The organism is Methylobacterium sp. NEAU K, from assembly GCF_030700285.1.
Taxonomy (GTDB): Bacteria; Pseudomonadota; Alphaproteobacteria; order Rhizobiales; family Beijerinckiaceae; genus Methylobacterium.
In genome coordinates this window covers 33,652-55,178 of sequence record NZ_JAUYZJ010000009.1, presented here as the reverse complement: position 1 = coordinate 55,178, position 21,527 = coordinate 33,652, and the positions used below count along the sequence as shown (strand labels likewise).

Sequence of the window (21,527 nt, the reverse complement as noted above, 5' to 3'; positions counted from 1 at the left end):
CGGGGAGCGGCCGTTTAGACCGATTTCTTCCGAGAGGGAACGGCGTTGCGCGCCAGTCCCGGCCGCTCCCAGGAGCGGGCGCGTCACGCGCGCCGCTGGAGGCGGCTCGCGAAGAACCCGTCCAGGCCGCCGCGGGCGCCCGGGACCTCGGACAGGTGGCACGGCAGAGTGCGGAGATCCCCGTTGCCGTCGATCAACTCGGCCGCGCCGCCGACCTCCTCCGGCTGCACCGGGAGGCGCGCGAAGCGTGCATCGCGCGCCAGGAAGGCCGCGATCTGCGCCTCCCCCTCCTCGGGTTCCAGCGAGCAGGTGCAGTAGACGAGGCGGCCGCCTCGCCGGACCAGCCCGGCCGCGTGATCGAGGAGCTTGGCCTGGAGCGTGGCGAGCCGGGCGACGTCGGCCTCCGACTTGGTCCAGGCCACGTCCGGATGGCGCCGGATCGTCCCGGTGGCCGAGCACGGCGCGTCGAGCAGCACCGCATCGTGATCCTGCGCCTTCAGGTCCAGAGCGTCGGCGACCATGATCGCCACGTCGAGGCCGAGCCGGGCGACGTTCTCGCGGAGGCGCTCCAGCCGCGGCGCGGAGCGGTCGACCGCGGTGACGCGGGCGCCCGTGGCGGCGAGCTGCATCGTCTTACCGCCCGGCGCGGCGCAGAGGTCGAGCACGCGGGCACCCGGCTCGGGCCCGAGCAGCCGGGCGGGGATCGCCGCGGCGGCGTCCTGCACCCACCACGCGCCTTCCGCGAAGCCCGGTAGGTCGGGGATCGCCGGGCCGTTCTCCGGCAGGCGCAGGGAGCCGGTCGGCAGCCGCACGGCGCCGAGCCTATCAGCCCAATCGGCCGCGTCGCCGTGCGGGGTCAGATCGATAGCCGCCCCCGCGAGATGGGCCCGCGCGATGGCGCCCGCGCGCTCCGGCCCATAGGCCGCCACCCAGCGGCGGGCGAGCCAGTCCGGCGTGTTGATGGCGAGCGCGTCGACGGACTCGGCCAGGATCGCGTCGCGTTGCCGGGCAATACGGCGCAGCACCGCATTGACGAGGCCTGCGAGATGCACGGTGCGGCTGTCCGCCTTCGCGAGCCGCACCGCGAGGTCGACCGCGGCGTGATCGGGGACCGCGAGGTCGAGGATCTGGGCGGTTGCTGTGGCCAGGAGCGCCGTGAGCCGCGGCTTCGCGGCGGGCAGGCCACGCTCTAGCCGGGCGGACAAGGCCGCCCGGATCATCCCGTAGCGGCGGAAGGTCGCCACCGCGATGGCCCGCGCCAGCGCCGCGTCGGCCGGGCTCAGCGCCTCAGCCCGGATCGCCTGGGCGAGCGCCTCGTCGAGGGCGGGCGGGCGCTCCTGGCCGATCAGCTCGGCCACCGCCTGCATCGCCGCCCGCCGGGCGCCGAGGCCCGCGCTGTCGGGCGCCGTCGCACCCGTCGAAGTCTCGACCCGCGTGTTGCGGCCTTTGTCCCGCGATGCCACTTCTACTCCCGAACCCGATGCCTTCAGGCCCACGCCCTCACACCCGAGCGAGTTCGATGCAAGACCCCAACGGACAAGACGCGGACGATCGGGGGGCCGCCCCGCGCACGCTCAGCCCCGCGGCGGAGCGCGCGCTGGCAGAGGCGGCCGCGCGCCGCGCCGCGATCGACGCCCGCGCCGCCGCGATCAGCGCCGCGCCGGAGCGCAAGGGGCGCGGCGGCCTTGAGCCGGTGCGTTACGACGACTGGGAGGTGAAGGGGCTCGCCGTCGACTTCTGATCCCGCCGGAACGCGGCGGTCCACGCGCCGTTGCCCTGCCTCAGGGACAGGGAGACGACACCATGGCGACGAGAGTATCGGCCCACGGCGCGGCCGCGGGACCGCACGGCGAAATCGTCCTGGCCAAGGGCGAACGCCTCGGGATGCGGATGTGGCGGGCCGAGGAGCCCGGCACCGACAAGCCGAAGACCACCTCGCCCTACGAGACCGTGGGCTACGTGATCAGCGGCCGCGCTGAGCTGGTGGTCGGGGGCGAGACCGTCCCCCTCGCCGCCGGCGACTCGTACTGCGTGCCTGCCGGCGCGGAGCACACCTACCGCATCATGGAGACCTTCACGGCCGTCGAGGCGACCGCGCCGCCGGCCAAGTAGGGGCGTCGCGGGCGGTCCGCCTCACCGGGTCATGTAGACCGGCGTGCCCACGTCGACCCGGGCGTAGAGGTCGACCACGTCCTGGTTGTACATCCGGATGCAGCCATAGGATGCGTAGGTGCCGACCGAGGTCGGCCGGTTGGTGCCGTGGATCGCGTATTCGCCGCCCGCAAGGGTCATGGCGGCTGCGCCCATCGGGTTGTGCGGTGAGCCGCCGGCGATGAGGTTCGGCAGCCGGGGGTTGTCGCGCTTCACCTCCGCCGGCGGCGACCAGGCGGGGGCGACGTACTTGCCGTCGATCGAGGCCGTGCCGAACCACTGCTTGCCGGGCTTTCCCACCGCCACGGGGTAGCGGATCGCGGTCCCGTCGCCGTTCACCAGGTAGAGCTTGCGCTGGGTGACGCTGATCACGATCGAGCCCGGCGCGACGCCGTTCTGGAACGGCACGACCTCGCGCGCCTGAACCACCCCGCAGCAACCCGCCAGCATCGCGCCGGCCAACCCGAATGAAGCCGCCACCCGACCCGACATCACCGTAATCCTCGACAAGCGTGAGCGTATGCGGGCCAGTAATCCACGGCCGAGCTTGTCGTTCCAGGAAAAGCTATGGTTGATGTGGCCCACATCCCAGGAACCGTCCGGGACGGTAAAGGATCAGCGTGAATCCGACCTCCGGAAAGCGCGACGGGGCGGTGGATCAGCGCTCGAACAACTCGGTCCCGCGCGGGTCTTCGGCCTGCCAGCCGTGGCGCTCCAGCTCCGGGTCGAGGTGCTCCTCGACCGGGTGGCCGACGCAGAGATAGGCGACGAGCCGCCACGTCTCCGGCACGGCCAGGATCTCCGTCACGGTCGCGGGCTCCAAGATGGAGACCCAGCCGACGCCGAGCCCCCGCGCCCGGGCCGCCAGCCAGAAGCACTGCACCGCCCCGACCACCGAGTAGTCCAGCGTCTCCGGCATGCTCGCCCGGCCGAGCCCGAGGCCGGTCTCCGTGGCACCGTCGCAGAAGACCGCGAGATGCACCGGCGCCTCGTTCAGCCCGGCGAGCTTGAGGGCCCTGTACCGTGCGGCGCGGGCCGCGTCGTAGCCCTCGGCCGCCGCGGCGTTGCAGCGGGAGAAATTGCCCGCGATGGCGGCCCGGCGCCCGGGATCGGACACGCGCACGAAGCGCCAGGGCCGGCTGTTGCCCACCGACGGCGCCCGGTGGGCGGCCCCCAGGCAGGCGCGCAGGATCGCCGCGTCGACCGCGTCCGGCCGGAAGCGGCGCACGTCGCGACGCCACGCGAACAGCGCGTCGAGGGTCTGCACGAAGGTGTCGTCGAAGGCGGGTGGCCCCATGATGCCGCTCGCCATACCCGCATCCCACCGCAAACCGGAACTGGAAAAACGGCCGACCGGATCGGGCGGTAGAGGGGCGGACGAAAAAAGGCCGCCCGGATGGGCGGCCTGAAGTCTTGGGTCTCGAAACCTCGGAGTGCCGAATTCTGAGTGTCCGGACCGGCGACCGAGGCTGGGGAGCTGGGTTTCGGCCGCCGGCCGGGCAGGACCCGGCGAGGTTCAGGCGCTGTTGTGCTGCTGCAACGCGGCCCGCAAAAGGCGGTATTTGGGCAGAACCGTGTTTTTTGTCGCTTGGGTGTGTCGTGGGCGACACGGAGCCCCGCTGCCGCCTCTCTTGCGGGCCGCCCCGGCGGAGGCCATCATCCCGCAAAGGATGGGCACATGGGAGTGACGATGACGGAGAGGACGAGCGCCGGGCCGAGGCCCGACGAAGCGGCGGGCCATGTCATTCCGTTCCCTGCCCGCGCGGCTCCTCCGCAGATCGCCTTCAATCGGGACGAGTTGCGCACGATCTTCAACCTCTATGGCCGTCAGGTCGCCGCGGGCGAGTGGCGCGACTACGCCCTCGACTTCCGCCGCGACAAGGCGGTGTTCTCGATCTATCGCCGCGCCTCCGAGATGCCCCTGTACCGCATCGAGAAGGATCCTAAGCTCGCCCGTCGCCAGGGTGCCTACGCGGTGATCGCTGCCGGCGGCCTCGTCATGAAGCGCGGGACCGAGCTTGCCCGGGTGCTGGCCGTGCTGGAGCCGCCGCCGCGGGCGGTCTGAGCATCCCGGCTCTCTCGCCGGGGCGGCCCGTCAGGCGAGGGACATCGCCCGGACGGTGGCGCCTATCTCCGCCCGGATCTCCGGCGCCAGCGGCAGGATCGGCCGCGGCGGCTCGGCGCGGCAGAGGCCGAGATGGTCTGCCAGGGCGTAGGCCACCCGCAGGCTCGAATGCGCCTTGAACAGCGCCCAGAGGGGCGCCAATTCCGCGTCGAGCGCCCGCGCCCGGGCCGCGTCGCCTGACTGGACCGCGCGCACGATCGCCAAGCATGTCCGGGGGAACAGGCCCGCCGCCACGCTGAACCAAGCCGCGCCACCCGCGATCAGCGCCTCGGTCACGTTCCAATCCCCGCTGAACCCGACCGGGAACGCCGCCGGGACCGCCTCGCGCAGGGCCGCGACGCCGACCCCTGCGGCGGCGGGCTCGGGCGCGGGGCACTTGGCGGCCAGCACCCCGGGCAGGCGCGCGATCCGGCCGATCAGGGCCGGCGAGAAGCGGAAATGCGTGGTCGCGGGATTGTCGTAGATCACCAGCGGCAGGCCGCCCTCCCCCGCCACAGCCTCGAAGTGCCGGACAACCTCCTCGTCGGTGAGCGGCGTGTACGAGACCGGCGCGAGCAGACCCGCATCCGCGCCAGCCGCCCGTGCATCCTGGGCCAGCCGGATCGCTGCGTCGGTGCGGAGCGCCCCCACTCCGACCAGGATCGGCACTCGCCCGCCCACCGTCTCCGCCGCGATCTCCACGGAGCGGCGGCGCTCGTCCCGGGAGAGGTAGGCGTAGGTCCCGGTGCTGCCGAGCAGCCCGATCGAATCGATGCCGGCGGCCGCCAGGGGCTCCAGCAGCCGGCGCAGGGCCGCCGCGTCGACACGTCCCTCGGCGTCGCTCGGGGTGATCGGGAAGGCGGAGAGGCCGGAGAGCGAAAGCATACGGGACGATAGCGCGACCGGCCCCGCGATACAGGCAAAAAAGAAGCCCCGGCGGATATCCGCCGGGGCTTCCTCGATCCGCGTTCTTGCAGGCTTAGCGGCGGTCGCCGATCAGGCTTAGCAGGAACTGGAACATGTTGATGAAGTCGAGATAGAGAGTCAGGGCGCCGTTGACCGACATCTTGGCCGCCATCTCGCCGTCGAAGCCACCGTAGAGATACATCTCCTTGAGCTTCTGCGTATCGTAGGCGGTGAGCCCCGCGAAGATCAGAACGCCGAGCACCGAGATCGCGAACTGCAGAGCCGACGAGGCGAAGAAAATGTTCACCAGGGACGCGATGATGATGCCGATCAGGCCCATCATCAGGAACGAGCCCATGCCCGACAGGCTGCGCCGGGTGGTGTATCCGTACAGGCTCAGGGACCCGAAGGCGGCCGCGGTGATGAAGAACACCTGCACCACGCTCGCCCCGGTGAAGACCAGGAGAAGCGAGGACATCGAGGCGCCCATCACCGCCGCGAAGGCCCAGAACATCGTCCGGGCGGAGGAGGCGGACATCCGGTCCATCCGCATCGAGAAGACGAAGATGAACGCGAGCGGGGCGAGCATCAGGACCCACTTCAGCGGGCTCGTATAGAGGGCCTGACCGAAGGGGGTCAGGATCGGGCGCGTGCCCTGATAGGCCGCGACCGAGGCCATGTTCAGGCCGAGCGCGACCAGTCCGGAGATGCCGAGCCCGACGACCATGTTGTTGTAGACGCCGAGCATGAAGGTGCGCAGGCCCTGATCGACCTCGACCTGAGTGCCGGCGTAACCGGAGGGCTGCTGGGCGCCGTACCGGAAGGGAGAGTTCTCGAATGCCATGGGAGTTTCCTTGCGGAGGCTCTCTCAGCGTGGTGTTCGGGCGAGGCCCACGCAGGACCTCTGGCGCCAGGCTGGCGCCTCGGACCGGAATATGTTGCGCGGCCGCCTCCCGCACAAGTCCCCGGCCACGGTTACGCCGCCGCTTTTCAGGTCCTGGACGATGTATTTTTGTCCATGAAGTCAGGGATTAAAATGGCTTCACCCTTGAAGGGACGGTGGTTCGACTGCCGGTTGCCCGGATGGCACCGATCGTCAGCCCTCGACTGAAGTCAAAGCCGACAAGACGCCGGGCGGCATCTGGCGCGGTCCGGACCGCAGCCACGCACGGGGATCGACAGCGCCGCGGGCTCGCGGCCGCCGCCCGAAGCGCCGGGGCCCGCGTACCTCAGATCTGCCGGAGATAGGGCGCCGGCTTCTGTCCGAGGATGCGCCAAGTGCCGGCGAGTCCGAGCAGGATCGCGAGGGCCACCGCGGCCGCCGCCGCGACGAGCGCTCCCGAAAGGTCGAGGCGGAAGTCGAGATGCATGACCTTCGCGACGATGACCCAGCCGGCGAGGCTTCCGGCGGCGAGACCGAAAAGGGCCGTCGCGAGCCCCAGGGCGGCGTACTCGATGGCGTAGGCGGTGAGCAGCCGGGCTCGCCCGGCGCCCAGCACCTTGAGCACGACGGCGTCGTAGAGGCGCGCCCTGTGGCCCGCCGCGATGGCGCCGGCCAATACGAACAGGCTTGCCAGCACCGCCACGGCGCTCGCCCCGCGGATCGCCAGGACCAGGCGGCCGACGAGATCGCCGATGGCGTCCAGCGCGTCCTTGACCCGCACGGCGCTCACCGACGGGAAGGTCTTGGCCACGTCGCGCAGGATGCGGTTCTCGGCCGTCGCGTCGGTGCCGCCCGGGAGCGTCAGCGTAGCGAGGTCGGAGTGCGGCGCGCCGCGGAACGTGCCCGGCGAGAACACCATCACGAAGTTGATGCCGAGGTTGCGCCACTCCACACGGCGCAGGTTGAAGATCGTCGCGGTGAGGTCGCGGCCGAGCACGTTGACGGTCACACTGTCGCCGACCTTGAGCCCGAGCTGGCGCGCGAGGTCGGCCTCGAAGGAGACCAGGGGCTTGGCCCCCTGCTCGGTGCTCCACCACGCGCCCTCGGTGAGGTTCGATCCCTCCGGCACCGTGTCGGCGTAGGTGATGCCGCGGTCGCCGTCGAGGACCCAGGCGGCGTCCTCCGGCGGCCGGATCTTGCTCGCCGGCACGCCGTTCAGGGCGACGATCCGGCCGCGCATCATCGGCACGTCCTCGATCTTCCCGTTGGGGGCCGAGCGCCCCAGGAACGCGCGGAACTCGGCCGCGTCGCGGGACGGGATGTCGAGGAAGAACAGGTTCGGCGCCCGCGCCGGCAGGGTCGCGCTGATCGTCCGGCGGACGTTGGCGTCGATCAGGCTGAGCGTGACCAGCAGGGTCACGCCAAGCCCCAGCGACAGGACGATGGCGGGCGTCAGCGCGCCGGGCCGGTGCAGGTTGGCCAGCGCCATCCGGGGCGCGGGCCAGCGCGGATGCGGCAGGCGGCGGGCGAGCGCCATCAGGCCGAGCGCCACCCCGTGCAGAAGGGCGAACGCGATGGCGGCCGCGGCGATGAAGATCAGTGCAACGCGCCGGTCGAACGCGGTGGCGACCGACAGGCCCACCAGGGCCGCGAGGCTCAACGCCAGCCAGATCCGGTATCGCCAGCGCGGGCTGACCCGGGCCCGGTCGACCGTGTCGCGGAACAGGCCGGAGACCGGCACGTCGTGGGCCCGGCCGAGCGGCGTGATCGCGAACGCGAAGGCGGTTATCAGGCCGTAGGCGGCGGCGAGCAGCAGCTCGACCGGGGCGAGCGTCGGGTTCAGCGGCAGCGGCAGGTCGGCGGAGAACAGCGCGTCCAGGATGAAGGGCAGGCTCGCGCCGATCGTGAGCCCGATCACCGTGCCGAGACCGGCGATCAGCATCACCTGCGTCAGGTAGAGTGCGACCACCTGCGAGCCCGGCGCGCCTACGCTCTTGAGCGTCGCGATCGAGGGCCGCTTCCGATCCACGAAGGCGTGGACGGCGTTCCCGACGCCGACGCCGCCGACGATCAGTGCGGTGAGGCCCACCAGGGTCAGGAACTGGGTGAAGCGCTCGATGCTCTTGGCGAAGCGCGGGTCGGCGTTGGTGCGCGCGCGGATCTCCCAGCCGGCCTCCGGCGTCGCCGCGCGGATCCGGACCTGCGCGGCGTCGAGGTCCGCATCCCGGGCCGCGTCGCGGGGCAGGATGATCCGGTAGCTCCAGCGGCTGAGGCTGCCCGGCTGGACGAGGCCGGTGGCGCGCAGGGTCGGTTCCGACACCATCAGGCGCGGCCCGAAGCCGATGCCGCCGGCGATCTTGTCGGGCTCCGACACGATGGTGCCGCGGATCGCCACGTCGTGGCCGGCGAGCGCCACGCGGTCGCCGACCTTGACGTCGAGGCGGGTGAGCAACGCCGGGTCGGCGAGGGCGCCCGGATCCCCGTCCCTCTCGGCCAGCAGGTCGGCGAGAGGACCCGGCGGATCGGTGACCAGTTCGCCCGCAGCCGGGTATGTGGCGGGGTCCACGGCCTTCAGCTCGACGAGCGCCGCGTCGCGATTCGCCGCCACCGCCATGGCGCGCAGGGACGCCACCACGTCGAGCCCGCCCTCCCGCGCCAGGGCGTCGCGCTCCGTCTCGGTCGCCTCGCGGTTGATCAGGTTGTAGGCGAGGTCGCCCCCGAGGATCCGCCGCCCCTCCCGGCCGAGCCCGTCCGAGAGCGAGCGCGAGATCGAGGCCACGCCGGCGATCGCCGCGACGCCCAGCGCGATGCAGGCGAGGAACACCGCGAAGCCGGTTAGGCCGGCGCGCAGCTCGCGGAGCGCCAAGCGCAGGGTGAGCGGGATGCGCCGGGGTGTGGGTTCGGGGCGGGTGACCGTGCCGTGCATCAGGCGGTCACCGCCTGCTCGATCCGGCCCGAGCGCAGGCGCACGGTGCGGTCGCACAGGCGCGCGAGGCCGTTATCGTGGGTGACGAGGACCAGGGTGGCACCCCGGTCGCGCTTGAGCCGGAACAGCAGGTCGACGATCTGGCGGCCGGTGGCCTCGTCGAGGTTGCCGGTGGGCTCGTCGGCAACCAGGATCGCGGGATCGGGGGCGACCGCGCGGGCGATGGCCACGCGCTGCTGCTCGCCGCCCGAGAGCTGCGCCGGATAGTGATGCAGCCGGTGCCCGAGGCCGACGGCCTCCAGCTCGGCGCGGGCGCGCTCCAGGGCGCCGGGCCGGTCCGCGAGTTCGAGTGGCAGCGCGACGTTCTCCAGGGCCGTCATGGTCGGCACCAGGTGGAAGGCCTGGAACACGATGCCGATGCGCCGGCCCCGGAAGCGGGCGAGCGCGTCCTCGTCGAGGCGGACGAGGTCGGTGTCCTCGATCACCACGCCGCCGGAATCCGGCCGCTCCAGCCCCGCCATCACCATCAGCAGCGTCGATTTGCCCGAGCCGGAAGGGCCGACCAGACCCACCGCTTCGCCGCGCTCGACGGTGAGCGAGATGCCGCGCAGGATGTGCACCCGCGCGGCGCCGCGGCCGAGGCTGAGATCGATGTCGGACAGCGCGATCGCCGGCTCGCGCGGCATCTTGCCATGGCTCACGGGGCGGCCGATCTGTGGGCGATGACGAGCATGGCGCGCGAGGTCCTGACTGGGATGCGTTCTGGGCTGCACGGGTTGCGGTTGCACCGCGATATGGGTCCCGCATTGGGGCCGCGCCATGACGAAGCGCGCCGCCCAGGGCGCGGTGCCCTGTTTGCCGCAGCGCTAGCGCTTGTCATGGTCCCTTTCATGACAGCCGCCCGGGCCGAGCCGGGGGGCGCGCTCAGGCTCGTGGCGCTCGGGGACAGCCTGACCGCGGGCTACCGCCTGCCCGCCGACGCCGCCTTCCCCACGGTGCTGGAGCGCCTGCTGAAGGCCAAGGGCGAGGACGCCACGGTGGCCAATGCCGGCGTCTCCGGCGACACCACCACGGGCGGCCTCGACCGGGTCGACTGGTCGGTCCCGGACGGGACCGCCGGGGTGATCCTCGAACTCGGCGCCAACGACATGCTGCGGGGCACCGACCCGAAGGTGACCGAGGGCGCGCTCGCGGCGATCATCGAGCGGCTGAAGGCGCGCGGGATCCCGGTGCTGCTGGCGGGCATGCAGGCCGCGCCCAATCTCGGGCCGGACTACAAGGCGCGCTTCGACGCGATCTATCCCACCCTCGCCAAGCGCTACGGCCTCACCCTCTATCCGTTCTTCCTCGACGGGATCGTCGGTGACCGTGTGCAGCACCTCGACGACGGGCTGCATCCGAACAGGCAGGGGGTCGAGACCATCGCGGCCCACATCCTGCCCACGGTCGAGGCGTTTCTGGGGGGGCTCCGGCAGGGGGCGTCCCGGTAATGCCGCGCCTGTTCACCGGGCTCGCAATGCCGCCGGCGATCGCTGAGACCCTCCGGACATACCGCGGCGGCCTGCCGGGCGCGCGCTGGATCGAGCCGGCCGACTATCACGTCACCCTGCGGTTCCTCGGCGATGTCGAGGTGCCCGTGGCCGAGGATGTGCTGGAGGCGCTCGCCGAGATGCGGGCGCGCCCCGCCCTGACGGTGACCCTCGAAGGGCTCGGCATCTTCGGCGGCGACAAGCCCCGGGCGCTCTACGCGGCGGTCGCCCCGGGCGCGGACCTGATCGACCTCCAGGCCGAGCAGGAGCGGCTGGTGCGCCGCGCCGGCGTCGAGCCCGAGCGCCGGAAGTTCACCCCGCACGTGACCCTGGCCCGCCTGAAGCGCGAGGCCAGCCCGGAGGCGGTGGCGATGTATCTCTCCCAGGCGCCGGTCTTCACGCCGCTGGCCTTCACCGCTGACCGGGTGACGCTGTTCTCGGCGCGGGAATCGACCGGCGGCGGCCCCTACCTGGCGGAGGCGGAGTACCGGTTCGCGTGAGGCGCTACAGCCGCCGCAGCGCCACGCTCTCGATCCGGTGGCTCGCGCCCTTGGTGAGGATCAGGCTCGCGCGCTGACGGGTCGGCAGGATGTTCTCGCGCAGGTTCGGCAGGTTGATCGTGGTCCAGAGCCGGTCGGCGATGTCGAGCGCCTCGGTCTCCGGCACCTCGGCGTATTTCCGGAAGTAGGAGCGCGGGTCGCGGAACGCGGTCTGGCGCAGCCGCATGAACCGGGTGACATACCAGCGGTGCAGGTCGTCCTCGTGGCCGTCGAGATAGATCGAGAAATCGAAGAAGTCGGACACGAACGGGATCGCCGTGCCGTCCCGCGGCAGGCGGGCGGGCTGGAGCACGTTCAGGCCCTCGACGATCAGGATGTCGGGGCTCTCCACCACCCGCTCCTCGCCGGGCACCCGGTCGTAGACGAGGTGGGAGTAGAGCGGCGCGGTCACCCGCTTGTGGCCGGCCTTCACGTCGTGGAGGAAGCGCAACAGGGCGGCGGTGTCGTAGCTCTCGGGGAAGCCCTTGCGCTCCATCAGCCCGTGCTCGGCCAACTCGGCATTGGGCAGGAGGAACCCGTCGGTGGTGACGAGGTCGACTTTCGGAGTGTTGGGCCAGCGCGCCAGCAGCGCGGCCAGGATGCGGGCCGTGGTCGACTTGCCCACCGCCACCGACCCGGCCAACCCGATGATGTAGGGCGCCTTGGTCTCGCGCTCCGCGAGCAGGAAGCGCTGCGTCGCCTTGAACAGCCCCTGCGTCGCCGCGACGTAGAGCGACAACAGCCGCGACAGCGGCAGGTAGATCGCCACAACCTCCTCGACCGAGATCGGGTCGTTGAGCGACTGCAGCCGCTCGATATCCTCCACCTTGAGGGTCAGCGGCGTGTCGGCGCGCAGCTGCGCCCATTCCTCGCGGCTGAAGCGGCGATAGGGCGAGAGCCGGTCCGATTCGTCGAGGATCGCCTCGACCGAGCCCGGCAGAGCGGCCGCGTTCACGCGTGGCGCCTCGCGGCCTTCTCGGCGAGCCCGCTCTGCGCAGTGCGGCGCTCCAGTTCCGCCATGACGGCGTCGAGCTCGACCCCGCCGGCCCGCAGCAGCACCATGAGGTGGTAGAGCACGTCCGCGGCTTCGTTCTTCAAGCCGGTCTTGTCTCCCTGGACGGCCGCGATGGCTGCCTCCACCGCCTCCTCGCCGAGTTTTTTAGCCGCCTTGGCGGGGCCCTCGGACAGGAGCTTGGCCGTGTAGGAGGTCTCCGGGTCGGTCCCGGCGCGGCTCGCCACGAGGGCGGCGAGGTCGGCGAGCGTGTAGGCGGTCATGAAGCGATCTGCATGTGGGCCGGCTCCGCAGGATCGGTCGGGGCCGCGGTCGGCAGGAAACTGCGCTACGGCCGCCTCGCGGGCAAGCGGCGCGGGTGAAGGCGGCCCGGCTTTGTCCGGCCAGGGTTGACGGCGGCGCGTTCAGCCGTTCGGCAGGTGCCGGGCCAGGGCCTCCAATACGGCCATGCGCACGGCGACACCCATCTCGACCTGCTCGCGGATAAGGGACTGCGCGCCGTCGGCGACCTCCGAGGAGATCTCGACGCCGCGGTTCATCGGTCCCGGATGCATCACCAGAGCGTCGGGCTTGGCCAGCGCCAGCTTCTCGCCGTCGAGGCCGAAATAACGGAAGTACTCCTTCACGGAGGGTACGAACGAGCCGTTCATGCGCTCGCGCTGAAGGCGCAGCATCATCACGATGTCGCAGCCGACGAGACCCCTGCGCATGTCCGTGAAGGTCTCGACGCCGAAGCGCTCGATCCCGGACGGCAGCAGCGTCGAGGGGGCGATCAGGCGCACCCGCGCGCCCATCGCCTGCAACAGGATGAGATTCGAGCGCGCCACCCGCGAGTGCAGGACGTCGCCGCAGATCGCCACCTGCAGGCCCTCGATGCGGCCCTTGTTGCGGCGGATCGTGAGGGCGTCGAGGAGCGCCTGGGTCGGATGCTCGTGGGCGCCGTCGCCGGCGTTGACCACAGCGCAATCGACCTTGCGCGCCAGCAGGTGCACGGCGCCGGCTGATTCGTGGCGCACCACGATGATGTCCGGCCGCATCGCGTTGAGCGTGGCGGCGGTGTCGATCAGGGTCTCGCCCTTCTTCACCGAGGACGAGGCCACCGACATGTTCATGACGTCGGCGCCGAGCCGCTTGCCGGCCAGCTCGAAGGAGGATTGCGTCCGCGTCGAGGGCTCGAAGAACAGGTTGATCTGCGTGCGGCCCCGCAGCGTCGTGCGCTTCTTCTCGACCTGCCGCGAGATGTCGACGGCGGCGTCGGCCGCGTCGAGCAGGACCTCGATGTCGGGCCGGGTCAGGCCCTCGATGCCGAGGAGGTGCCGGTGCGGGAAGGCCGGAGGCGCGGGGGTCGTCATGATGAGGTCGGGGTGTAGGTCCGGCTCGCCGTCCGGGCAAGGCGGCGCCGGCCCTGCGGCCTTTTTTCGTCGGTTGGTAACTTCGGCGCCTGCCCCACGTATCAGCCGGATCCGGGGGGCGAACCGCTCCCTTCGAGCGTACGCTCGGGAACCGAAAGCCTGGGAACCGAAAGCTTGGCCGCCTCCCCCGCCCTCGAAGCCCCCGAGACCGTCGACCGGCAGGGGCGCCGCTGGTTCTACCGCCACCCGCTGGTGATCCGGGTCGCGCACTGGATCAACGCGGCGGTGCTGCTGGTGCTGCTGATGAGCGGCCTGCAGATCTTCAACGCCCACCCGGCCCTGTACTGGGGCGCGGTCTCGACCTTCGACACGCCCGCCTTTGCGATCACCAGCGAGCCGGGCGGCGACGGCAGGAACCGCGGCGTGGTGACGATCGGCGCGCACAGGTTCGACACCACCGGGGTGCTCGGCCTCTCGCGGGCGGGCGGCACCGAGGCCGAGCGGGCGTTTCCGTCCTGGGCGACCCTCCCGTCGGACCAGGACCTCGCCACGGGTCGGCGCTGGCACTTCCTGTTCGCATGGTTCCTGGTGTTGAACGGCGCCCTCTATCTCCTCTACGGTCTCTTCAGCGGCCAGCTCCGCCGCCGTCTCATCCCCGACGGCGATCAGATCCGCGACTTCGGCGGATCCGTGAAGGAGCATCTGCTGCTGCGCTTCCCCGAAGGCGAGGAGGCCAAGCGCTACAACGTGATCCAGAAGCTCACCTACCTGGTCGTGGTGCTGGGTCTCCTGCCCGCGATGGTCCTGGCCGGGCTCGCCATGTCCCCGGGCGTCGATGCGGCCTGGCCCTGGCTCCCGGAGCTGTTCGGTGGCCGGCAATCGGCGCGCAGCGTGCACTTCATCGCCGCGGGGCTGATCGTGCTGTTCGTGGTGGTCCACGTGCTGCTCGTGGTGGTCTCCGGCCTCGCCAACAACATGCGCGGCATGATCACCGGCTGGTTCAGCCTCGGCCGTCCCGGAACGGAGACCGCGCGATGATCCTCCACCGCCGCAAGCTGCTCACCGCCGGCGCCGGGCTGGCGGGAACCGCCCTGCTCGGCGGCTGCGACCGCTTCGCCGGGACCGATGCCGGCCGCCGCACTCTCCAGGCCGGCGAGGATGCCAACCTCTTCGTCCAGCGCCTGCTGCTCTCGCCCGCCACCCTGGCCCGGGAATACCCGGCCGCGATGATCTCGCCGTGGTTCAAGCCGAACGGCACCATCGACCCGCCGGACCGGGATTTCCGCGCGCTGGCGGCGAGGAAGTTCGCGGATTTCAAGCTCACGGTCGACGGGCTCGTGCGGACGCCGCTGTCGCTCAGCCTGGCGGATCTGCGCGGGCTGCCGGGCCGCACCCAGGTGACCCGCCACGATTGCGTCGAGGGCTGGAGTTGCATCGGCCAATGGTCCGGCGTGCCGCTGGCCGAAGTGCTGAACCGGGCCGGGCTGAAGCCGCAGGCGCGCTACGCCGTGTTCCACTGCGCCGACACGCTGGAATATGCCGGCGGCGGTCTCGAGGGCGGCGACGGCGCCTCCCTGTGGCGCCCCGAGCATCCGGGCACGGTCCGCGACGGCACTATCCAGCTCGCCGCCGCCGAGGATTGGGGCGGTGCGCCGGCCAAGGACGATGCGCAGAAGGACGATTGGGGCCAGGGCGCGCCGGATGCGGATACCCCCGCGGATGCCGGGCCCGCGGATAAGCGCACGCCGATCCGCTACTACGAGAGCATCGACCTGTTCGACGCCTTCAACCCGCAGACGATCCTGGCCTACGATCTCAACGGCAAGCCGCTGCCGGTGTCGAACGGCGCCCCCTTGCGCCTGCGGGTCGAGCGTCAGCTCGGCTACAAGCAGGCGAAGTACGTGATGCGGGTCGAGCTGGTTGAGACGCTCTCCGGCCTCGGCCAGGGCCGCGGCGGCTACTGGGAGGATCGCGGCTACGAGTGGTACGCGGGGATCTGAGCCGTCCCGGTCGCGGTGGGCCGCCATTTGACAACCCGTCGCCCGTGACCCACTTGTGCCCGGCGCGCGGCCCCGGCCCGACGGCGGGCACTCGTCCCACGCGAATTTCGAACAGAATTCGTCCGTCGCGCCCAGGCTCCGTCGAGGGGCAGAGGTCTGAATGAAAGTCGTCGTCGTCGAGTCGCCGGCCAAAGCCAAGACGATCAACAAGTATCTCGGCCGGGACTATGAGGTGATCGCCTCCTTCGGGCACATCCGCGATCTGCCGGCCAAGGACGGATCGGTCGATCCCGACCAGGATTTCCGCATGGTCTGGGAGCTGGCCGACCGGGGCGCCAGCCGCGTCAGCGAGATCGCCAAGGCGGTCAAGGGGGCGGACAAGCTGATCCTCGCCACCGACCCGGATCGCGAGGGTGAGGCGATCTCCTGGCACGTGCTGGAGGCCCTGAACGCCCGCAAGGTGCTCAAAGGCATCCCTGTCGAACGCGTGACCTTCAACGCCATCACTAAGGCCTCGGTCGAGGCGGCGATGCGCAAGCCCCGGGAGATCGACCAGGCGCTGGTCGACGCCTACCTGGCCCGCCGCGCCCTGGACTACCTCGTCGGTTTCAATCTCTCGCCGGTCCTGTGGCGCAAGCTCCCGGGCGCCCGCTCGGCCGGCCGCGTTCAGTCGGTGGCGCTGCGGCTCGTGGTCGAGCGCGAGATGGAGATCGAGAGCTTCAAACCGCGCGAGTACTGGACCCTCATCGCCACGCTGACGACCGCCGAGGGCGCCACCTTCGAGGCCCGTCTCGTCGGCGCCGACGGCAAGCGGATCCAGCGGCTCGATGTCGGCACCGGCGAAGAGGCCGCCGCCTTCAAGCGCGACCTCGAACTCGCGACCTTCCAGGTGGCGAGCGTCGAGGCCAAGCCCGCCAAGCGCCACCCGCAGCCGCCCTTCACGACCTCGACCCTCCAGCAGGAGGCCTCCCGCAAGCTCGGGATGGCGCCAGCGCAGACCATGCGGGTCGCCCAGCGCCTCTACGAGGGCGTCGATGTCGGCGGCGAGACGGTCGGTATCATCACCTACATGCGGACCGACGGCGTCGACATGGCGCCGGAGGCGATTCAGGATGCCCGGCAGGTCATCGGCAAGGAGTTCGGCGACCGCTACGTGCCGAGCGTCCCGCGCAAGTACAGCGTCAAGGCCAAGAACGCGCAGGAAGCCCACGAGGCCGTGCGCCCGACCGACATGGGCCGCCTGCCCAAGATGGTGGCGCGCCACCTGGAGCCGGAGCAGGCCAAGCTCTACGACCTGATCTGGACCCGCACCATGGCGAGCCAGATGGAATCGGCCGAGCTGGAGCGCACCACCGTGGATGTCGCGGCGAGCGTCGGCCCGCGCCGGATCGACCTGCGCGCCACCGGCCAGGTCGTGAAGTTCGACGGCTTCCTGGCCCTCTACCAGGAGGGCAAGGACGACGAGGAGGACGAGGAGAGCAAGCGCCTGCCGCCCATGAAGGCAGGCGACCCGCTCACCCGCGAGCGCATCGCCTCGACCCAGCACTTCACCGAGCCGCCGCCGCGCTATTCGGAGGCGAGCCTCGTCAAGCGCATGGAGGAATTGGGGATCGGTCGGCCCTCCACGTACGCGGCCGTTCTCCAGACTCTTCGCGACCGCGAATACGTGAAAATCGAAAAGAAACGGCTGCAGCCGGAGGACAAGGGCCGTCTCGTCACGGGCTTCCTGGAGAGCTTCTTCCGGCGCTACGTCGAGTACGATTTCACCGCCGACCTCGAGGGGCAGCTCGACCGCGTCTCCAACGCCGAGATCGACTGGCGCGCGGTTTTGCGCGACTTCTGGCGTGATTTCTCCGCGGCGATCGGCGAGACCAAGGAACTGCGCGTCACCGACGTGCTGGAAGCGCTGAACGGCCTGCTCGGGCCCCACATCTTCCCCGACAAGGGCGACGGCTCGAACCCGCGCACCTGCCCGACTTGCGGCGCCGGCCAGCTCTCGCTGAAGCTCGGCAAGTTCGGGGCCTTCATCGGCTGCTCGAACTATCCCGAGTGCAAGTACACCCGCCAGCTCTCCGCCTCGGGGGTCGACGGCGACGGCGACGGATCCTCGGCCGAGGGCGGCCAGCCGGGCGTCCGCGTGCTGGGCAACGATCCCGTGACCGGGATGCCGGTGACGATCCGGGACGGGCGCTTCGGGCCCTTCGTCCAGCTCGGAGAGGCCTCCACCGAGAAGGGGGCGGAGAAGCCGAAGCGCTCCTCGCTGCCGAAGGGCCTCTCGCCCTCCTCGGTCGATCTGGAGAAGGCTCTGGCCCTGCTGGCGCTGCCCCGCGAGGTGGCGCGCCATCCTGAGACCGGGGAGCCGATCCTGGCCAATCTCGGCCGCTTCGGTCCCTACGTGCAGCACGGGAAGACCTACGCCAATCTCGGCCGGGACGACGACGTGCTGGAGATCGGCGGCAACCGCGCCATCGATCTGATCGTGGCCAAGGAGCAGGGCGGCGGTCGCGGCCGACCGGCCGCCGACCCGGGCCGGCCGCTCGGCAAGGACGAGGCCAGCGGGCGCGACCTCGTGGTCAAGGCCGGCAAGTACGGCCCCTACGTCACCGACGGCGAGGTCAACGCCACACTGCCGAAGACGATGAGCGCCGAGGCGCTGACTCTCGAGGAGGCGATCGGGCTGGTGAACGCCAAGCGGGCGTCCGGCGGCGGCAAGCCGGCCAAGCGCGGCTCCGCCAGAAAGGCGCCGGCGCGGGCATCTGCGGGCGATAAGCCGGCGGCGAAGAAGACCGCCGCGAAGAGGCCGGCAGCCAAGAAGACGACAGCGAAGAAGACGGGTGCCGGCTGAGGGCCGGCAACCGGTTTTCCGCGTCAGGCGAGGTACGAGATCGTCGCCGCCACCGCCGTCGCGAAGGTCGCGAGCGCGATCGCCACGGAATTCATGAGGAAGCGGGCCGGCGGAACGGTCGCCGTCTCCTCGTCGCAGCCGAAGGCAGCGCCGGCGGCATGCTCGAAACGGATCAGGGTGAGGCGACGCGCCTCGAGTGCGGCGTTGTTCATCGACGGCGGCTCCCTGACCACGGTCACGCTGTTTCCCGGCCGTAACGCGGCTCGGTGCACACGGTTCCGGCCGACGCCGTGCACGCCGGACGGGTGGGTGGCGAGGAAGCCTTAACCCACTGTTGTGCAACGTCGAGATGACACCCGGCGCTGCGCCGATGCCGTCTCGACCTCGCCCTGCCCCTCGCTCGCGGCGGCGCAGCATGCGATGGTACGGACGTTCGGCGACGCGCCGAACGGCTTTGATGTTTACGTTTTGTTCCGCTATCATGCGGGGATGAAGGCGCATGCTGCACGACCCGACATCCGTTTGCGCGACACCGACCCGGCCGATGGGCCGCGCTCACGGAGGCCGCGCGTGAGCGACCCCGCGCGCGACCTGTTCGGACCGGGGAGCAAACCCCCCTCTCCGCAGCCGGCCGAGCCGCGGCGGCGCTTGGCTGCCTCGGCCCCGGTCCCGACGATCGCGGCGGCGGAGCCCGAGGCCGGCTACACTGCTTCCGACATCGAGGTGCTGGAGGGCTTGGAGCCGGTGCGGCGCCGTCCCGGCATGTACATCGGCGGCACCGACGAGCGTGCCCTGCACCACCTCTTCGCCGAGGTGATCGACAATTCCATGGACGAGGCGGTGGCCGGCCATGCGAGCTTCATCGAGGTGGAGCTGGAGGAGACCGGCGCCCTCGTGGTGACCGACAACGGCCGCGGCATCCCGGTCGACCCGCACCCGAAATTCCCCGGCAAGTCGGCGCTCGAGGTCATCATGACCACGCTGCACGCCGGCGGGAAGTTCGACTCGAAGGTCTACGAGACCTCCGGCGGCCTGCACGGCGTCGGCATCTCGGTGGTCAACGCCCTGTCCGACCTCCTGGAGGTCGAGGTCGCCCGCAACCAGACCCTCTACCGCCAGACGTTTTCGCGCGGACATGCGCAGGGGGCCTTGGAACTGGTCGGCCGGGTGCAGAACCGGCGCGGCACTCGGGTGCGATTCCATCCCGATGCCCAGATCTTCGGCTCGCTGAAGTTCGACCCGCGGCGTCTGTTCAAGATGGCCCGCTCCAAGGCCTATCTGTTCGGCGGCGTCGAGATCCGTTGGCGCTGCGCGCCCGCCCTGCTTGAAGGGCTGGAGGACGTGCCCGCCGAGGCCGTGCACCGGTTCCCCGACGGCCTACGCGACTACCTCGCTCGGGACATCGACGGCAAGGAGCTGGTCACCGAGGCGATGTTCTCCGGCAAGGTGACGAAGCCGGGCTCGCACGGCTCCCTTGAATGGGCGGTGGCCTGGATGGTCACCGAGGACGGCGTCTCGCATTCCTACTGCAACACCATTCCGACGCCCGAGGGCGGCACCCACGAGGCCGGCCTTCGGGTCGCCCTGCTCCGGGGCCTGCGCGAGCACGCCGAGCGCGTGAACCAAGCCAAGCGCATGACGGCGGTCACCACCGACGACGTGATGGCGACCTGCGCGTCGATGCTCTCGGTGTTCATCCGCGAGCCGGAGTTCCAGGGCCAGACCAAGGACAAGCTCGCCACCGTGGAGGCGCAGCGCATCGTCGAGACGGCGGTGCGCGACGCCTTCGACCATTGGCTGGCCGCCTCCCCGGCCCAGGCCAACAAGCTGCTGGACTGGGTCATCGACCGGGCGGAGGAGCGGCTGCGGCGGCGCCAGGAGAAGGAGGTCGCCCGCAAGAGCGCGACCCGGAAGCTCCGCCTCCCCGGCAAGCTGGCGGATTGCTCGGCGGCCGGCACCGCGGGCTCCGAGATCTTTATCGTCGAGGGCGATTCCGCCGGCGGCTCGGCCAAGCAGGCCCGGGACCGCATGACTCAGGCGATCCTGCCGCTGCGGGGCAAGATCCTCAACGTCGCCTCGGCGAGCCGGGACAAGCTCGGCGCCAACCAGCTCATCTCGGACCTGACCCTGGCGCTGGGCTGCGGCACAGGCTTGGCCTTCCGCGAGGCGGACCTGCGCTACGACAAGGTGATCATCATGACGGACGCCGATGTGGACGGCGCCCACATCGCGTCCCTGCTCATCACGTTCTTCTACCGGCAGATGCCGAAGCTGATCGACCGCGGGCACCTCTACCTCGCGATCCCGCCGCTCTACCGGCTGCAGCAGGGCTCGAAGGTGGCCTACGCCCGGGACGATGCCGATCGGGAGCGGATCACCAAGACGGTGTTCAAGGGCGGCAAGGTCGAGATCGGGCGCTTCAAGGGCCTGGGCGAGATGATGCCGGCCCAGCTCAAGGAGACCACCATGGACCCGAAGAAGCGCACGCTCCTGCGGGTCGCGATCCTCGACGAGGCCCGGGAATCCACTGGCGACACGGTCGAGCGCCTGATGGGCAACAAGCCCGAGGCCCGCTTCGCCTTCATCAGCGAGCGCGCGGCCTTCGCCGAAGGGGCGGATCTCGACATCTGAGGGCACGCCCCGCGTCCCGGTCGCGTCGTGGAGCGGCTCAACGCGCTTGATGCCAAGTGCCCCCGGCGCCGAACCGGACTTCGTCTCGAAGCGGCGTCCTAATGCGAGGCCATCGCGGCGGCCGGGTCGAAGGCCGGGGCGGCGGCGATCGTTTCCTTGCTCATGTTCAGCACGGCCGAGAAGCGGTTGCCACCCGGCCGCAGGACGAGGGCGCCGGGCTCTACCGCGATGTGCTTGCTGCCGAGGCCGAGGAAGCCCCCCACGTCCAGCACGACCGCTTTCAGGCTGCCGCCATCCGCGATCAGCAGGTCGTCGATCTTGCCGACGCTGTCGCCGGCCATGTTGCGCACCTCGACGCCGATCATGGTCGAGGCCAGGACGGCCGCCGGCTTGAGGCCCTGACGCTTGGCTGCGGCCTCGGCGCTCGCGGCTTCCATCAGCTGTCCGCCCCCGGTTCCGTCCGTCGAGGTGCCGGGTCCGGTGCCGGGCAACACCGTGCCCGAGCCGATCACGCTGGCATCCTGCCCGCGGGCCGGGGACCAAGCCAGGGCGATGATCGCGAGGGGCAGGAGAAGGATGGGGCTACGCATCGGGGATCGCTCCGGAGCGCCCGATCCGTCCGGGTGCCGCGGTCACAATCGCCCGGATC

21 protein-coding genes are annotated in these 21,527 nt (G+C 71.0%); 9 read left to right on the top strand and 12 right to left on the bottom strand.

Annotation, left to right across the window (positions count from 1 at the left end; translation table 11 throughout):
* Nucleotides 1-83: 83 nt before the first annotated feature.
* On the bottom strand, nt 84-1,463 hold the full coding sequence (locus Q8W67_RS09615; RefSeq protein ID WP_305544347.1) for an RsmB/NOP family class I SAM-dependent RNA methyltransferase: 1,380 nt from the start codon (nt 1,461-1,463) through the stop codon (nt 84-86).
* 56 nt (nt 1,464-1,519) lie between these two features.
* Here Q8W67_RS09615 and Q8W67_RS09610 point away from each other — a divergent pair, with 56 nt between their 5' ends.
* Nucleotides 1,520-1,741 carry a DUF1674 domain-containing protein gene (locus Q8W67_RS09610; protein ID WP_305544344.1) on the top strand — a complete coding sequence of 74 codons (222 nt, stop codon included), beginning with the start codon at nt 1,520-1,522 and terminating at the stop codon, nt 1,739-1,741.
* A gap of 62 nt (nt 1,742-1,803) precedes the next feature.
* Nucleotides 1,804-2,112 carry a cupin domain-containing protein gene (locus Q8W67_RS09605; protein WP_305544341.1) on the top strand — a complete coding sequence of 103 codons (309 nt, stop codon included), beginning with the start codon at nt 1,804-1,806 and terminating at the stop codon, nt 2,110-2,112.
* Between the two features lie 21 nt (nt 2,113-2,133).
* Here the strand turns inward: Q8W67_RS09605 and Q8W67_RS09600 are convergent, their stop codons facing one another.
* Both Q8W67_RS09600 and bluB read right to left on the bottom strand, forming a co-directional pair.
* Entirely contained in the window at nt 2,134-2,643 is a 510-nt protein-coding gene (locus Q8W67_RS09600; protein WP_305544338.1) for a L,D-transpeptidase, read from the bottom strand.
* A 166-nt stretch (nt 2,644-2,809) separates the two neighbouring features.
* Nucleotides 2,810-3,463 carry a 5,6-dimethylbenzimidazole synthase gene (gene bluB, locus Q8W67_RS09595; protein ID WP_305544334.1) on the bottom strand — a complete coding sequence of 218 codons (654 nt, stop codon included), beginning with the start codon at nt 3,461-3,463 and terminating at the stop codon, nt 2,810-2,812.
* A gap of 378 nt (nt 3,464-3,841) precedes the next feature.
* Between bluB and Q8W67_RS09590 the strand changes: the two genes are divergently transcribed.
* On the top strand, nt 3,842-4,216 hold the full coding sequence (locus Q8W67_RS09590; RefSeq protein ID WP_305544324.1) for a DUF2794 domain-containing protein: 375 nt from the start codon (nt 3,842-3,844) through the stop codon (nt 4,214-4,216).
* A 30-nt stretch (nt 4,217-4,246) separates the two neighbouring features.
* Here the strand turns inward: Q8W67_RS09590 and Q8W67_RS09585 are convergent, their stop codons facing one another.
* The 4 genes from Q8W67_RS09585 to Q8W67_RS09570 all read right to left on the bottom strand — a co-directional run bounded on the left by Q8W67_RS09585 (nt 4,247) and on the right by Q8W67_RS09570 (nt 9,656).
* Nucleotides 4,247-5,140, bottom strand: a complete 894-nt coding sequence (locus tag Q8W67_RS09585) for a dihydrodipicolinate synthase family protein (protein ID WP_305544321.1) — start codon at nt 5,138-5,140, stop codon at nt 4,247-4,249.
* Nucleotides 5,141-5,234: 94 nt separating this feature from the next.
* Nucleotides 5,235-6,005, bottom strand: coding sequence for a Bax inhibitor-1/YccA family protein (locus tag Q8W67_RS09580; RefSeq protein WP_305544319.1), 771 nt, complete (start codon nt 6,003-6,005; stop codon nt 5,235-5,237).
* Between the two features lie 385 nt (nt 6,006-6,390).
* Nucleotides 6,391-8,970 carry an ABC transporter permease gene (locus Q8W67_RS09575; protein ID WP_305544317.1) on the bottom strand — a complete coding sequence of 860 codons (2,580 nt, stop codon included), beginning with the start codon at nt 8,968-8,970 and terminating at the stop codon, nt 6,391-6,393.
* Complete coding sequence (locus Q8W67_RS09570) at nt 8,970-9,656, bottom strand: ABC transporter ATP-binding protein (RefSeq protein WP_305544685.1); 687 nt, start codon at nt 9,654-9,656, stop codon at nt 8,970-8,972. Before Q8W67_RS09570 ends, Q8W67_RS09575 begins: the two co-directional genes overlap by 1 nt.
* 204 nt (nt 9,657-9,860) lie before the next feature.
* Here Q8W67_RS09570 and Q8W67_RS09565 point away from each other — a divergent pair, with 204 nt between their 5' ends.
* On the top strand, nt 9,861-10,460 hold the full coding sequence (locus tag Q8W67_RS09565) for an arylesterase (protein ID WP_305544315.1): 600 nt from the start codon (nt 9,861-9,863) through the stop codon (nt 10,458-10,460).
* Entirely contained in the window at nt 10,460-10,999 is a 540-nt protein-coding gene (gene thpR / locus Q8W67_RS09560; RefSeq protein WP_305544313.1) for an RNA 2',3'-cyclic phosphodiesterase, read from the top strand. Before Q8W67_RS09565 ends, thpR begins: the two co-directional genes overlap by 1 nt.
* 4 nt (nt 11,000-11,003) lie before the next feature.
* Here the strand turns inward: thpR and coaA are convergent, their stop codons facing one another.
* From coaA to Q8W67_RS09545, 3 genes are all read right to left on the bottom strand, one after another.
* Complete coding sequence (gene coaA / locus Q8W67_RS09555; protein WP_305544310.1) at nt 11,004-11,993, bottom strand: type I pantothenate kinase; 990 nt, start codon at nt 11,991-11,993, stop codon at nt 11,004-11,006.
* On the bottom strand, nt 11,990-12,313 hold the full coding sequence (locus Q8W67_RS09550; RefSeq protein WP_305544307.1) for a phosphoribosyl-ATP diphosphatase: 324 nt from the start codon (nt 12,311-12,313) through the stop codon (nt 11,990-11,992). The genes coaA and Q8W67_RS09550 overlap by 4 nt, the downstream gene beginning before the upstream one ends.
* Before the next feature lie 141 nt (nt 12,314-12,454).
* Complete coding sequence (locus Q8W67_RS09545; RefSeq protein WP_305544305.1) at nt 12,455-13,402, bottom strand: aspartate carbamoyltransferase catalytic subunit; 948 nt, start codon at nt 13,400-13,402, stop codon at nt 12,455-12,457.
* A 174-nt stretch (nt 13,403-13,576) separates the two neighbouring features.
* Here Q8W67_RS09545 and Q8W67_RS09540 point away from each other — a divergent pair, with 174 nt between their 5' ends.
* From Q8W67_RS09540 to topA, 3 genes are all read left to right on the top strand, one after another.
* The gene (locus Q8W67_RS09540) at nt 13,577-14,440 is read left to right on the top strand and encodes a cytochrome b/b6 domain-containing protein (protein WP_305544302.1); all 864 of its coding nucleotides are present in this window, start codon (nt 13,577-13,579) and stop codon (nt 14,438-14,440) included.
* The gene (locus Q8W67_RS09535) at nt 14,437-15,402 is read left to right on the top strand and encodes a molybdopterin-dependent oxidoreductase (RefSeq protein WP_305544298.1); all 966 of its coding nucleotides are present in this window, start codon (nt 14,437-14,439) and stop codon (nt 15,400-15,402) included. Before Q8W67_RS09540 ends, Q8W67_RS09535 begins: the two co-directional genes overlap by 4 nt.
* A 160-nt stretch (nt 15,403-15,562) precedes the next feature.
* Nucleotides 15,563-18,247 carry a type I DNA topoisomerase gene (topA, locus tag Q8W67_RS09530; RefSeq protein ID WP_305544295.1) on the top strand — a complete coding sequence of 895 codons (2,685 nt, stop codon included), beginning with the start codon at nt 15,563-15,565 and terminating at the stop codon, nt 18,245-18,247.
* 23 nt (nt 18,248-18,270) lie between these two features.
* Here the strand turns inward: topA and Q8W67_RS09525 are convergent, their stop codons facing one another.
* Nucleotides 18,271-18,459: a hypothetical protein gene (locus tag Q8W67_RS09525; protein WP_305544292.1), complete on the bottom strand. Its 189-nt coding sequence runs from the start codon at nt 18,457-18,459 to the stop codon at nt 18,271-18,273.
* Nucleotides 18,460-18,817: 358 nt separating this feature from the next.
* Between Q8W67_RS09525 and parE the strand changes: the two genes are divergently transcribed.
* Nucleotides 18,818-20,878, top strand: coding sequence for a DNA topoisomerase IV subunit B (parE, locus tag Q8W67_RS09520; protein ID WP_305544289.1), 2,061 nt, complete (start codon nt 18,818-18,820; stop codon nt 20,876-20,878).
* A 98-nt stretch (nt 20,879-20,976) separates the two neighbouring features.
* Here the strand turns inward: parE and Q8W67_RS09515 are convergent, their stop codons facing one another.
* The gene (locus tag Q8W67_RS09515) at nt 20,977-21,468 is read right to left on the bottom strand and encodes a PRC-barrel domain-containing protein (RefSeq protein WP_305544286.1); all 492 of its coding nucleotides are present in this window, start codon (nt 21,466-21,468) and stop codon (nt 20,977-20,979) included.
* Nucleotides 21,469-21,527 lie beyond the last annotated feature (59 nt).